This window comes from Bradyrhizobium sp. USDA 336 (assembly GCF_044908355.1).
Taxonomy (GTDB): Bacteria; Pseudomonadota; Alphaproteobacteria; order Rhizobiales; family Xanthobacteraceae; genus Bradyrhizobium; species Bradyrhizobium yuanmingense.
In genome coordinates, this window is record NZ_JBIYDC010000002.1 from 1,792,553 (window position 1) to 1,806,102 (window position 13,550).

10 protein-coding genes and 2 tRNA genes are annotated in these 13,550 nt (G+C 65.1%); 1 reads left to right on the forward strand and 11 read right to left on the reverse strand.

Annotated elements, in window-relative coordinates; all coding sequences use genetic code 11:
• Nucleotides 1-432: 432 nt before the first annotated feature.
• The 6 genes from ABIA45_RS09280 to ABIA45_RS09305 all read right to left on the reverse strand — a co-directional run bounded on the left by ABIA45_RS09280 (nucleotide 433) and on the right by ABIA45_RS09305 (nucleotide 5,467).
• Nucleotides 433-507 (reverse strand) — tRNA-Asn (locus ABIA45_RS09280).
• A 136-nt stretch (nucleotides 508-643) separates the two neighbouring features.
• Nucleotides 644-1,009, reverse strand: coding sequence for a hypothetical protein (locus ABIA45_RS09285; RefSeq protein ID WP_404651796.1), 366 nt, complete (start codon nucleotides 1,007-1,009; stop codon nucleotides 644-646).
• Between the two features lie 208 nt (nucleotides 1,010-1,217).
• Nucleotides 1,218-2,912 carry a flotillin family protein gene (locus ABIA45_RS09290; RefSeq protein WP_157284309.1) on the reverse strand — a complete coding sequence of 565 codons (1,695 nt, stop codon included), beginning with the start codon at nucleotides 2,910-2,912 and terminating at the stop codon, nucleotides 1,218-1,220.
• A gap of 23 nt (nucleotides 2,913-2,935) precedes the next feature.
• Nucleotides 2,936-3,595 (reverse strand): OB-fold-containig protein, encoded by a 660-nt coding sequence (locus tag ABIA45_RS09295; RefSeq protein ID WP_157284307.1) that lies wholly within the window; start codon nucleotides 3,593-3,595, stop codon nucleotides 2,936-2,938.
• A gap of 10 nt (nucleotides 3,596-3,605) precedes the next feature.
• The gene (locus tag ABIA45_RS09300) at nucleotides 3,606-4,769 is read right to left on the reverse strand and encodes a PspA/IM30 family protein (RefSeq protein WP_404651798.1); all 1,164 of its coding nucleotides are present in this window, start codon (nucleotides 4,767-4,769) and stop codon (nucleotides 3,606-3,608) included.
• A gap of 437 nt (nucleotides 4,770-5,206) precedes the next feature.
• Nucleotides 5,207-5,467, reverse strand: coding sequence for a hypothetical protein (locus ABIA45_RS09305; RefSeq protein WP_157284303.1), 261 nt, complete (start codon nucleotides 5,465-5,467; stop codon nucleotides 5,207-5,209).
• A gap of 263 nt (nucleotides 5,468-5,730) precedes the next feature.
• Between ABIA45_RS09305 and ABIA45_RS09310 the strand changes: the two genes are divergently transcribed.
• Nucleotides 5,731-5,925, forward strand: coding sequence for a hypothetical protein (locus ABIA45_RS09310; protein ID WP_404651800.1), 195 nt, complete (start codon nucleotides 5,731-5,733; stop codon nucleotides 5,923-5,925).
• Nucleotides 5,926-6,007: 82 nt separating this feature from the next.
• On the opposite strand, the gene ABIA45_RS09315 is transcribed toward ABIA45_RS09310, so the two are convergent.
• The 5 genes from ABIA45_RS09315 to ABIA45_RS09335 form a co-directional block, all read right to left on the reverse strand.
• Complete coding sequence (locus ABIA45_RS09315) at nucleotides 6,008-6,154, reverse strand: hypothetical protein (RefSeq protein ID WP_198399783.1); 147 nt, start codon at nucleotides 6,152-6,154, stop codon at nucleotides 6,008-6,010.
• A gap of 174 nt (nucleotides 6,155-6,328) precedes the next feature.
• Nucleotides 6,329-6,402: transfer RNA gene (locus tag ABIA45_RS09320), tRNA-Cys, on the reverse strand.
• A gap of 84 nt (nucleotides 6,403-6,486) precedes the next feature.
• Nucleotides 6,487-7,227, reverse strand: a complete 741-nt coding sequence (locus tag ABIA45_RS09325) for a tRNA-uridine aminocarboxypropyltransferase (RefSeq protein ID WP_404651802.1) — start codon at nucleotides 7,225-7,227, stop codon at nucleotides 6,487-6,489.
• Between the two features lie 36 nt (nucleotides 7,228-7,263).
• Nucleotides 7,264-10,371, reverse strand: a complete 3,108-nt coding sequence (locus ABIA45_RS09330; RefSeq protein ID WP_157284297.1) for an efflux RND transporter permease subunit — start codon at nucleotides 10,369-10,371, stop codon at nucleotides 7,264-7,266.
• The gene (locus ABIA45_RS09335; protein ID WP_404651804.1) at nucleotides 10,371-13,520 is read right to left on the reverse strand and encodes an efflux RND transporter permease subunit; all 3,150 of its coding nucleotides are present in this window, start codon (nucleotides 13,518-13,520) and stop codon (nucleotides 10,371-10,373) included. Before ABIA45_RS09335 ends, ABIA45_RS09330 begins: the two co-directional genes overlap by 1 nt.
• Nucleotides 13,521-13,550 lie beyond the last annotated feature (30 nt).

Consider the following 13,550-nt stretch of genomic DNA (forward strand, 5'->3'; position numbering starts at 1 on the left):
GACGCCACCGCTGATCGGGGAGGATCGTACCTTGCTCGTTGCGATGACCGAGCTTGTCGAGTTCGGCCGCGAGACCAGCAAGAGCCAACATCGATCCTCTACGTGGCCCCTTTGGTCGTGATCAGATGGAATAGGCCGCCGCCATCGGCCAGCTTTATGTCCTTCGATTCGGCCTTGGCGCTTAGAACGGCCGATCAGAGAGCGCCTTCCGGAATTTCATTCAAACCCCCGTGGCTGGAATTTGGGGGTATCTGAGGGGGGTGAATTTGGGGGGTGCAAGGCCCCTACCCCCTTCCATACCCCCAGCGGCTCCGGACGAGGGCGGACGCCGATGGAAGCCTTAGAACATAACATAACATCAAAAGCCCTGAAATTTCAAGGGCTTATCTACAAGTCTTGTTTGATTTTGGAGAGGCTTACGAAACAGCCTGATGGCTCCCCGGGCTGGATTCGAACCAGCGACCATCCGATTAACAGTCGGATGCTCTACCGCTGAGCTACCGAGGAAAGGGCGAACCGTTCGTTCGCGCGCGGCTGCGTATAACAAAGCCGCTTGCGCTTGCAAAGGACGAATTCGTCATCATCCGCAACGCGCTCGGAGGGACCTGGAACGGCCGCTCCTCCGGTCGGGACCGGGCAAGGATTATTCCGCCAGGAACGAGGTGGTCTTGGTGCCGGGGTCGTAGCGCAAGCGGAGCGCGGTGAGCTTGCAGAGATTGACGTTCTTCCACAGCACCGACTCGTCATAGCTTTTCCAGTCGACCCGGATGTTCCAGCAGCCTTCATCGTCGCCGTCGAACTCGACATAAGTGCTGGCCTGGTTCTGCAACACCTTGTCGAGCTCGTTCTCCCATTCGTCCAGCCCGTCATCCGGCGCGTTGAAACCCAGAAACTTGATGGCATAGCCGGTCTCGTTGACGACGGTGACGTTGCGGGCATCGGCCGCAAGTGACGGCGTGGCGGCGATCGAAAGGGCGATCGCGATCAATCCGGACAGAAAATGCTTCATCTGAAAATCCTCCGATCAAAACAGGCCTCGGCGACCGGCATGGATCGGCGCGGGCGCCGCGGCAGGGAAATGCGTTGCCTCGAGACACGTCCGGAGCGCGATCGCCATGTTCAAGACACGATCGATCTGCACTCCGGGACGGCTGCGCGACGCGAGACGCGCCCAACCTGTTTATCGTTTCGAATTCTCAGCAGCAATGAACCGGCATTCATAGATCGGCAGAGTTTGTTTTCTCCGGTACCGGCACCGGTACGGCCGCGCCATTGCTCTTGCCCGTCACGGCACCGACCAGCGCCTTGACCGGATCGTCGCCCGGCGCAAAGCCGCTCTGGCGCAGGATCTCGTCGATCATCGGACGCAGCGCGTGAACCTTGAGCAGCTCGCCGGCCAGACCTTCGCCGAAGCCGACATTGCCTCCACTCGCACCATTGCCGCCGAACGCGCCGCCGGTGTGCAGGATGCGGACATCCTTGAGGTTCGCGATCGGCTTCACCATCTCCGCCAGCGCGGACGGCATGGTCTCGATCCGCTTCTTGGCGATTTCGAAATCGATGACGTTGCTGCCGAGCTTGTTCTGCGCCTCGTTCTTCATGGTGATGACGGCGGCTTCCGCCTCGCCGATGTTGCGGACGCCGACCGCCTTGATCTTGTTGGATTCAGCTTCGGCGGTGGCCAGCGTCTTGACGGCTTCGGCGCGATCGAGCGAGGCCTTCTTCTCGGCCTCGGCGGCGACGATCAGCTCGGTCGATTTCCGTTCGGCCTCGGTGCGTGCGGCCAGCACCTGGGTCAGGCGGGCACGATCGGCGACCTCGATGGCGCGCGCGGTGACGACCTTTTCCTCCGCGGAGACGGCCAGCGCCTCGGCGGTCTTGGCTTCGGCGACGGCTTCCGACGTCTCCTTGCTCTTCGCCGCGATCTGGATCTCGTTCTCCTGCGTCGCGATCTGGATCTCGCGCTGGGCGTCGGTCTTGCGCTTGTTGATTGCCAGCTCCGACTCGATCACCGCGGTTTCCTTGACCTGCTTGGCACCCGCCTCCTTCTCGGCAACCGCGCGATCGGTGTCGATGCGAGCGTTCTCCTCGGTCAGACGCGCTGTCTGCGTCGCGGTCGCGACCTCGGCGCGGGTGCTCGCCGTCTTGTTGGCGATGTCGCGCTCCTGCGACAGCTCGGCTTCCTTCTTGGTCCGCTCGATCCCGAGGGTCTGCTGCCGGGCTTCGAGATCCTTTTGCGCGATCGCCACCTCATTGTCGCGAACGATGGCGTTTCGATCGCGCCGCCGGGTTTCGGTGACGGTTTTCAATTGGGTGAGACCTTCGGCGTCGAAGAAATTCTCCGGGTTGAAGAATTTGACGTCGGTCTGGTCGAGCTTGGTCAGCGATACCGATTCCAGCTCGAGCCCGTTCGACTTGACGTCGGACTCGACCGTGGACTGCACGTGCTTGACGAAGTCCGAGCGCTTCTCCTGGAGCTCCAGGATACTCATGGTCGCGGCGACCGAGCGCAGGCCGTCGACGAATTTCGCCTCGACCTGGTTGCGCAGCGCCTCGGCATCGTTGGTCAATGCACCCAGCGTCTGGCTCGCGAGCGCGATGCTCTCCTCGTCGGGACGGACACGCACATAGAACTCGGCGACGATGTCGACGCGCAGGCGATCCTTGGTGATGAGGGATTCCCGCTCCTTGCGCTCGACGGTGAGGCGCAACGTCTTCAGGTTGACGCTGGCACAGGAGTGGAAGATCGGAAGGATCATGGCGCCGCCGTCGAGCACGACCTTCTTGCCACCGAGCCCGGTGCGCACGAAGGCCTCGTCGCGGGTGGCGCGCTTGTAGAGGATGGTGAAGACGATCCCCAGGACGACGATCAGCGCGACGCCGATCACGGCCGGGACTGCGATGTCGAACATGACTTTCTCCGCTGTGGGACTTGCTAATTGCTTAGAGTGGGCTTCGACGGCTTGAGTTCATCGTCGGCCTTCACCGCGACGAAGCGCGTGCCGTCGCGGTCGACCAGGAGGACCATGGTTCCCTGGGGCAAAGGTCCCGATTGCGGCGCCGCGACCGCCGAGACGAAATGGCGGTTGCCGTGGACGTCGGCGACACTGACGCGGCCGGGCGGCCCCTGGTCGAGCGGGCCGACGACGACCTCGCCGATGCGGCCGACGAGATCCCCCAAGCCGACGACGTAGCTTTCGTCCTTGGGAATGATCCGCGCGATGGCACGGCTGGAAACGCGGACCAGTGGAACCGATGCGGCGACTGCCCCGATCGAGGCGACCGCCGCCGGCAAGGGACCCGCCACCATCCGCGCGAGGTCCTGGATCAGGAAGCCGGTGATCGAGAAGGCGCCGAGCAGCAGCAAGAGGAAGATCAGGAGCGGCACGCCGCCGACATTGATCCATGAAATGGCGTTGAGCACGCCGTTGTCGCTGGGATGAGCAAAATCGATGTTGGTGCCCAGCATCTCGCTCAAGGAGGCCCCGACCAGCATCGAGATCACCTCGACCGAGCCGACGATGATGATCATGGCCGCCGCGATCGCGAACGGCCTGACCTCAGGCGCCATGACGTGTTCGAGCAAAGCGCTCATGACACCGCACTCAGGAGCCCGACTTCAACCGGGCCAGCCTCGCTGCAATTTCCTTGTCGCGATGGAGCGTGCTCAGCTCGTCGATGTCGCCCGAATAAGGAATTCCCGGCGGCACGCCGGTGGCCCGTGCCACTGCCCTGCCCGCCCGCAGCGCCTTCGCGGCAGCGGAGGTGCCGCCGGATTTCCGCGACGACGTCGATGTCTGTGGGCTGGCCTGTGCCTCGCTCTTTTCCAGATCGGCGCGGCGCTGCTCGGCATCCTGGAGCGCCGACAGCACCGCGCGGAGCGATGTGACGCATTGCTCGATCTTCTCGTTGTTCTCGTCGATGGCGCGGGAGAGCACCTCGAACTGCGCCTCCAGGTCCATTTGCCGCGCGATGCCGGCGCGGGCGAGATCATCGCGCCCGTCTGCGATCGCGGCCTCGATCTTGGCGGTCAGATCGGTCATCGCCCGCTCGATCTCGCTGCGGCGCGCGTTGAGGCGATATTCCTCGGCCCGCGCAGCGGCGAGCGCATCGCGGGCTTCGGTCTCGGCGCGCTCGATTTCGCGGATGGCCTGGCCGACCACCTTCAGCTTGTTCTTGCCTTCTGCCTGCTCGATCGCATCGTACGCGATCCCGGCAATCAGGCGCCCGACTCGGGACAGGAAATTGTCGGGAGCGGCAGCGATGTTATCCATGGCGTTCTCCTCCTCTGGCAGGCTGTTCGGCGTGACGCCGTAGTGAACTTCGAAACCGTCGTCGGTGCGGATGAGGCGCGCCGGCACGCTCTGCCCCCAGCCCTCGGCATAGCCGGCGTAGTCGAAGGGCACGCTGAAGCGCCCTTGCACGGTCGCAATCGAAATGGTGGCGGGCCCCTTGATCTTGGCGAGCTTGTCGTCGAGCGGCAGGCGGCGCCCTTGCGCGGCGCGATACTCCGCGCGGTCGCGCAGCCCCAACGTCACCAGCCGCGAAGGCAGCGCCGTCTGTTTGCGGATCGGCTCATAGGCATGGGCATGGAGCAGGACCACATTGGAACCCACATTGTGGATCCGCGCCACCTCATCGAGGATTTCCATCATGCGGTCATAGGCCTGGAATGTCGCCTCGATGGCGGCCTTGGCGGCCGGGTCAGGGGCAAGCCGGTAACGCAGCGCGGACGGCGCGTTTTTGCGAGATGGGCTCATAGAAAGCACTAAAGCACCATTTTGGTGCTTTCGGAAGACGAAACTCGATCACGTTCTGCTGATTCCTATGCACTCTGTAGGTTAGTCGCGGCGACGAGGGCCTGCGTTCAAGGCTGCCGATCATCCCTAGCGGACGGCCGATCAAGATTTGATGCACGCTTCGGTTGAAATTTGAGACGAATGCTGTGGGTGTTCGGTAAGCCGACATTCTCTCGACGCGCCGTTGCGAGGAGCTCCGGCCGCAGCAGCGATCTGCCAGATCGCCCAATCATTCCGGTGAGCTCATTTGACGGAGATATGACGATCGCCGACCAAGATGCGACGACGGTACGAAGCATTCACGTCCGGCATCCGCAGCAAATCCACAGCATATCCACAGGGTGCCTGTGACCGATTCGCGAGCTTCTGCGAGACACTTGCTGCGCACAACCCCACAGGCGGGCCGTTCAGCCACCCGCCTGGTCGAACACGGATCGGCAGGCCTCGCTGAGGCTGGCGCGGTTGCGACGCAGGCAGGCGGTGATGGCGCGGACGTTGGGGATCTCGCCGGCGCAGAGCCGGTAGACATCGGGCGTACAGGCCCGCCGCTGCTCTGCCGTTCCCTGTGCATGGGCCGCGGAGGCAAACAGCGTCAGGAACAGCCCGACCGTCGAGGCGCTCCGCGCCCGGCTCTTCACGCCCGCAAACCGCAAGAACCTCGCCTTCATGACCGGTCTCCCGCTCTGCACTGCCCGCTCCGGCCTGCATTGGCCGGCACGGTGCAAAGGGGTTACGAGAAATAAACCGCCAGGGACGTGATCTCCTTCACACCCGCCGCGCGGCGGCGGCACATAGGGTTGCCCCGGGGATTTTCAGGAATCGCTAACCATTCGGGTCCCGATCGCCGCATCGTTAAAATGCGAACGATCGGGTCAATACGGAAACAAATCGGCTTTGCGACATTGCGCCGTCCGCGTTCTGCGAGGGTGTGATGAGCGAAGCCGAATTCAATTTGCTGCTGGATGCTGTCCGGGACGCCATGGTGTTTGAGGATTTCGCGCCTGTGCCGGTGGAGCAATACGTGCCCCGCTCGTGGAACTTCGACGCGACGCCCAACGCTGCCAATGACAACGAGGGCGCCTGGCCCCTCCTGCCCTTTCCCGACGACTGGTACGCGGCCTGCTGAGGCCCGCCTTGAAGTGAACCGATGCGTCCGCCTTGCGGGCGGTTCGGCGTGACCGAGCGGCGGGGGGACCGGCGCAGCCCGATCAAGTCTTGACGCGCTCCTCGCCGTGCTGCGGCGCCCGGTCGGGTGCAGCCGGCGGAAAGATGCTGTCATAGATCGCGCGCGCCTCAGCAATGAGGCGGGCCCGCTCCAGCTCGGATTTCGGGACAAATCGAACGACGTCGCCCACGTGCTCTCCAGCTCCAGGGTTTGGATGCGTCTCTTCGCAGATGCGAAGTCTATGCCAGAGGACTGAATCGCACCTTTCCGCCAAGCCCCGGGCAAACCCGGTGACTGGCTGGCGCGTGCGGCTCGGCGAAACCGCCCAAAAGTCAAAATTTTGCGGAAAATCAGAGACTTGTGATGGAGGCCACGACCAGAATTGAACTGGTGTACACGGTTTTGCAGACCGTTGCGTAACCACTCCGCCACGTGGCCCCGTAAGGGCGGACCAATATAGGGGATCAATGGCTTAGGCAACCCCACGGCCCGCGGGTAGCACAGCGAAATGTCCAGGCAAAATCAGGCGCGCTTGCCGCGCCGGAAGTCGCGCCGGCGGCCCTTGGGCGCGGGCTTGGGTGCCAGTTCCGGCATCTCGGCCTGGACCTCGCGGTAGCGAGCCAGCATCCGTTCGAAACTGGCATGAAGCGTCTCGGCGATATCAGGGCGCCGCTCGAGGCCGGCGAGGATCGTCGCGGCGGCTTCGATGGTCGAGAGGCCGTCGCGGCGCGGCTCCCTGCGTAGGCGCCCGTAACGAGAGGGATGCGCCGGGTTGAGGATCACGCGCTGGCATTTGAGCATCCAGGGATTGCGCCACCACAGCGCCTTGGCCTGGCTCCAGGTGCCGTCGAGCAGCACCACGCCTTCGAGCTTGCCGAGGATCGCGCGCTGGTTCTCCGCGACCTCGCCCTTGCGGTTGAGCGCGAGGATCTCACCTTCGGCATCGAGATCGGCCGCGCGTGCCGAGCCGAGATAGAGCACCGCCCAGTGCGAAGCATTCTCGACCGGACGTCCCAGCGCCTTGGACAGGCTCGGCCAGGACAGGCCGACCCGCACCTTGGCATCGGCAAAATGCCTGGCCAGCAGCCGCGCCGTGCCGAGCGCCCTGTCCTGCTCCTGCGGATGCTGCAGGATCAGGAGCGAGAGCCGGTTCTCGATCGGCGTGACGCTGTCGCAAATGCACAGCGGCATCGGCTTCTGGCAATGCGGGCATTCGGGGATCGGCTCGGCCGGCGCGGCGGTAGTGTCGGGCGGATTGGACATGGCGCCGCTATACGCTTGACGCGGCGCTGCAACAACCTATTCCGCCGGGGCCGCCAGCGGACGCGGCTCGGATCGCCGCCGCAGGCGGTCGATCAGGAGGTAGATCACGGGCGTCGTGTACAGCGTCAGGATCTGCGAAACGAACAGGCCGCCGATGATGGTGATGCCGAGTGGGCGGCGCAGCTCCGTGCCGGGGCCGGTGGCGATCACCAGCGGAATGCCGGCAAACAGCGCCGCCATGGTCGTCATCAGGATCGGGCGGAAGCGCGCCTGGCAGGCCTCGAAGATCGCCTCGGCGGAGGACAGCCCGCGCTGGCGCTCGGCATCGAGCGCGAAGTCCACCATCATGATGCCGTTCTTCTTGACGATGCCGATCAAGAGGATGATGCCGACGAAGGCGATCACCGTCAGCGGCGTGTTGGTGAGCTGCAAGGCCAGCAGCGCACCTAAGCCGGCCGAAGGCAGTGTCGAGATGATCGTGAGCGGATGGGCGAGGCTCTCATAGAGCACCCCGAGCACGATATACATCGCGACCAGCGCGCCGAGGATCAGGAGCGGCTGGCGACCGCTGGTCCTGGCGAAATCGCCGGCATTGCCGTCGAAGCTGCCACGAATGCCTTCGGGCATGTGCAACTCGTCGACCGCGCGCTGGATGTTCTGGGTCGCCGCCTGAAGCGGCACGTCCGGCATCAGGTTGAAGGACACCGTGGTCGATGGGAACGACTGCGAATGATAGACGGCAAGCGCAGCGAGCCCACGCGTCGCGCGCACCACGGCCGACAGCGGCACCTGCGCATCTCCCGCCCCGGCGACGTAGATGCGATCGAGATTGGAGGGGTCGACCTGGAACTTCGGGTCGATCTCCAGCACGGTCATGTACTGATTGCGCTGGGTGTAGATGATCGAGATCTGCCGCTGTGCGAAAGCGTTGTTCAGCGCGTTGTCGATGTCCTGGACCCTGACGCCGAGCGCGGACGCCTTCTGGCGGTCGATGGCGAGCGTCAGCTGCAGCCCGCCGGGATCGCGATCGCTGGAGATGTCGGTGATGCCCTCCACGCTCTCCAGGCGCTTGGCCACGATCGGCGCCCATTTCTGCAACAGGCCGAGATCGGTGCTGGTGAGCGTATATTGGTAGTCGGAATCGCTCTGACGCCCGCCGGCCCGCACGTCCTGGGCGGCGAACATGAAGAGGCGGATGCCGGGCACGGGATACAGCGCGCGCCTGAGCCGGTCGATCACGACCTCAGTCGACACGTGGCCACGCTCCTCCGGCGGCTTCAGGCTGATGAACATGGTGCCGCGGTTCGAGGTTGCCGGCCCCGGCCCCCCGCCTCCGCTGCCCACGGTCGAGCCGATGCCGGCCACGGCCGGATCCCGCATCACGATCTCGGCGAGCCGCTGCTGCAGGCCGAGCATCGACTGAAACGAGATGTCCGCCGAGGCGCGCGTCGCGCCGATGATGAGGCCGGAATCGTCGGTCGGGAAGTAGCCTTTGGGGACCTTGATGTAGAGCGTCACCGTGAGCGCGATGGTGGCGAAGAACACCAGCAGCGTCAGCAGCGGGAATTCCAGCACGGTGCGCAAGCTGCGGGCGTAGAACGCGACGGTGCGCGATAGCGCACCTTCGATAATGCGGTCGAACAGCGTTGCCGTGCCGGAGGTGGTCTGCCGGATGTAATGGGCGCAGATCATCGGCGTGACCGTCAGCGACACCAGCGTCGAGACCAGGATGGCAAAGGTCAGCGTCAGCGAGAATTCGCGCAGGAGCCGGCCGACGACGCCGTCCATGAAGATCAGCGGCGTGAAGGCGGCGATCAGCGACAGGCTGATCGAGACCACGGTGAAGCCGATCTGCTTGGCGCCCTCCTGCGCCGCCCGGAACGGCCGCATGCCTTGCTCGAGGTTGCGGAACATGTTCTCGATCATGACGATGGCGTCGTCGACGACGAAGCCGACGGAGATGGCGAGCGCCATCAGCGACAGGTTGTCGATGGAGAAGCCTGCGACCCACATGCCTGCGCAAGTGCCGGCGAGTGCCAGCGGCACCGAGATGCCGGCCGCGATGGTCGGCGTCAGCCGCCGCAGGAACACGAACACGACGACCATCACAAGGACGGACGTTGCCAGCAGCGTCCATTGCATGTCCAGCACACTGGCGCGGATCGTGCCGGTCCGATCGACCAGGGTGGAGATCTCGACCCCGGCCGGGATCCACTGCTTCAGCTCGGGGATGAGCGCCTTGACCCGGTCGACGGTGTCGATGACGTTGGCATCGCCCTGCTTGGTGATCTGGATCAGAACCGCCGGTTGCCTGTTGAACCAGGCGATCGAGCGGACGTTGCGGACGGAATCCTCGATGTCGGCGACGTCCGACAGCCGCACGAAATTATTGCCCGAGCTCTTGATGACGATGTCGCGGAACTCCTTCGCCGTGCGCATCTGCTTGTTCAGCGACAGCGTCTCGCTCTGGCGCTCGCCTTCGAAGATGCCGACGGGGCCGAGCGCGTTGGCGGCGATGATCGCGGTTCGCACGTCGTCAGTGGCGATTCCAGCATTGGACAGCGCAACCGGGTTGAGCTGCACGCGCACGGCCGGCTGGTCGGCGCCGGAGATCGACACGTTGCCGACGCCCGGCACCTGCGAGATGCGTTGCGCCAAGACGCTGTCGGCGACGTCGTAGATCGCCGACGGAGAGATCGTCTTGGAGGTCAACGCCAGCACGAAGATGGGTGCGCCGGCCGTGTTTGCCTTGCGGAAACGCGGCAGCGTCGGCAGGTCGCTCGGCAGGTCGACCATCGCGGCGTTGATGGCCGCCTGCACGTCGCGCGCGGCCTTGTCGATGTTGCGGCCGATGTCGAACTGAAGCTGGATGCTGGTCGTGCCGAGGCTCGAGGTCGAGGTGATCTGGTTGATGCCGGCGATCTCTCCCAACCGCCGCTCAAGTGGCGACGCCACCGTCGCCGCCATCACGGACGGATCGGCGCCGGGCCGGCTGGCGGAGACGAAGATGGCGGGGAAGTCGACATTCGGAACCGAGGCGACGGGCAGGAACTGGTAGGCGACGATACCCAGCAGGAACAGCCCGATCGACAGCAGCGTGGTCGCGACCGGACGGCGGATGAAGGGCTCCGAGATCGATGCCATCACTGCATCCCCTCGGTCGCGCCGGCGACCGGCGGGCCGCCGGATTCGGCCGGCGGCAATGCCTGCTCGAACCGGCGGTTGATGCGGTCGAGCGCCAGGTAGATCACGGGCGTCGTGTAAAGTGTCAGGAGCTGGCTGAGCAGCAGACCGCCGATGATGGAGATGCCGAGGGGAAAGCGCAGCTCGGCGCCGGTGCCGCTCTCGATCGCGAGCGGCAGCGCCCCGAACAGCGCCGCCAGCGTCGTCATCATGATCGGACGGAAGCGTAACAGACACGCCTGCACGATCGCTTCGTTCGGCGACATGCCCCGCCCGCGCTCGGCCTCGAGCGCAAAGTCGATCATCATGATCGCGTTCTTCTTGACGATGCCCATCAAAAGGATGATGCCAATCAGGCCGATCACCGAGAGGTCCTGTCCGCACAGCATCAGCGCCAGGATCGCGCCGACACCGGCCGAGGGCAGCGTCGACAGGATCGTGATCGGATGGATATAGCTCTCGTAGAGCACCCCTAACACGATGTAGATCGTGATGACGGCGGCGAGCAGCAGCCACGGCTGGCCGGCGAGTGCCTTGGCGAATTCGGCGGCGTCGCCGGCATAGACGCCGACGATGCTGCCCGGCATGCCGATGCGGGTCTCGATCACCTTCACAGCTTCGACGGCATCGCCAAGCGCCGCGCCCGGCGCCAGGTTGAAGCTGAGCGACACCGACGGGAATTGCGCCTGGTGCGAGATCGCGAGCGGCGCCGTGGTCCGCTTCAGCGTCGCCACGGCCGACAGCGGCACCTGGGCATTGGGCGCGCCGGCGGTGGCGCTCGCGGCGCCCGGCAGATAGAGCTTCGACAGGATCGAGGGATCGCGCTGATACATCGGCAGGGCCTCCAGCACCACGCGGTACTGGTTGGCCTGGCCGTAGATGGTCGAGATCTGCCGCTGCGCGAAGGCATCGTTCAGCGTGTCGGTGATTGCTTGCAGGCTCACCCCGAGCTGGCCGGCGCGCGTGCGGTCGACATCGAGCTGCGCCCGCAGGCCGCCCTCCTGCGCCTCGGAGGAGACGTCCCGGAACAAGGGATCGCGCCGCATCTCCGCAACCAGCTTGCGCGCCCATTCCGAGACCAGCGTCGCATCGGTGCCGGTCAGCGTGTACTGGTATTGCGAGCGGCTCGACTGGGTCGAGATCTGCACGTCCTGCACCGGCTGGAAATAGACGGTCATGCCGGGGATGCCGGAGACCCGCTCCTTCAGCCGGGTTACGACCACGCTGACATCGTCTTGGCGCTCGCCGCGCGGCCGCAAGCTCATGACGAGCCGGCCGACATTGGTGGTCGGGTTGATGGAGCCCGCACCGATCACCGACACCACGCCGACCACATCAGGGTCGGCCCTGATGGCCTCGGCCGCCTCGGCCTGCCGCCTCTTCATTTCCGCAAACGACACGTCGGGCCCCGCCTCGGTCACCGCCGTGATCGACGCGGTGTCCTGCAGCGGCAGGAAGCCCTTGGGCGCGACGACATAGAGCACCAGCGTCGCGATCAGCGTAACGAACGTCACGACCAGCGTGGCGCGCTGACGCTCCAGCACCCACAACAGCGATGTGTGATAGGCGTCGACCGTACGGTCGATGAAGCGGCTGATCGCGGCCAATCCCGGCACGGCCAGCTCCTCGTGCGCGTGCTTGAGCAGCCGCGAGCACATCATCGGCGTCAGCGTCAGCGAGACCACCGCCGAGGTCACGACCGCAATCGTCAAGGTCAGCGCGAATTCGCGGAACATGCGCCCGACCAGGCCCGACATGAACAGGAGCGGGATGAAGACCGCAATCAGCGACACCGTCAGCGAGATCACGGTGAAGCCGATCTCGCTGGCGCCCTTGCGCGAGGCTTCCATGGCGCCGTCGCCATTTTCCATGTGACGCACGATGTTTTCGATCATCACGATGGCATCGTCGACGACGAATCCGGTGCCGATCGTGAGCGCCATCAGCGACAGATTGTCGAGGCTGAAGCCGGCAAAATACATGATGCCGAAGCTCGTGATCAGCGACAGCGGCAGCGCGACGCCGGCGATCACGGTTGCGCGCAGCGAGCGCAGGAACAGCAGCACCACGAGCGTCACCAGCACGACGGCAAGGACCAGCGTGAATTGTACGTCGCGCACCGAGGCGCGGATGGTAACGGTGCGGTCGGAGACGATGGTGAGGTTCACGCCGGCCGGGATCGCGCGCTGCAGTTTCGGGATCTCGGCGCGGATCTGGCTGACGACGTCGATGACGTTGGCGCCGGGCTGGCGCTGGATGTCGAGGATGACCGCCGGCGTGCCCTGGTACCAGCCGCCGGTGCGGTCGTTCTCGAGGCCGTCGACGATCTGGGCGACGTCGGCAATGGTCACCGGCGAGCCGTTGCGGTAGGCGATGATGACGGGCTTGTAGGCGTCGGCCGCCGCGATCTGGTCGTTGGCGGCGATGATATAGGATTGCTGCGCGCCGTCGAGCGAGCCTTTCGGCCCCGAGACATTGGCATTGGCGATCGCGGTGCGCAGATCTTCCATCGCGATGCCGTAGGCTGCAAGGCGCGCCAGGTCGGCCTGGATGCGCACGGCCGGCTTCAGCCCGCCCAGCACGGACACGCGCCCGACGCCGGAGATCTGGCTCAAACGTTGCGCCAGAATGGTGTCGGCGATGTCGCTCATGACCCGGAGCGAGATCGTGTCCGAGCGCAGCGCCAGCGTCATCACCGGCGCATCCGCCGGGTTCACCTTGGCGTAGGTCGGCGGGTAAGGCAGCGTCCTCGGCAGCACGCCCGCGGCGGCATTGATCGCGGCCTGCACGTCCTGCGTCGCCCCGTCTATGTCGCGGTTGAGCTCGAACTGCAGCGAGATCTGGCTGACGCCGAACGAGCTCGTCGAGTTCATCGCCGAGAGCGACGGGATCTGCCCGAGCTGCCGCTCCAGCGGCGCGGTGATCAGCGAGGCGATCACGTCCGGACTCGCGCCCGGCAGCTGCGTCGTCACCTGCACGGTCGGGAAATCGACCTGCGGCAGCGCCGAGACGGGCAGTGCGAAATAGCCGAGCAGCCCGCCGATCAGAAGCGCGATGCCGAGCAGCGAGGTCGCGATCGGCCGGCGGATGAAGGGTTCGGAGACACCCATGGGTTATGCCTGCCGCTTCAAGCGGCTGTT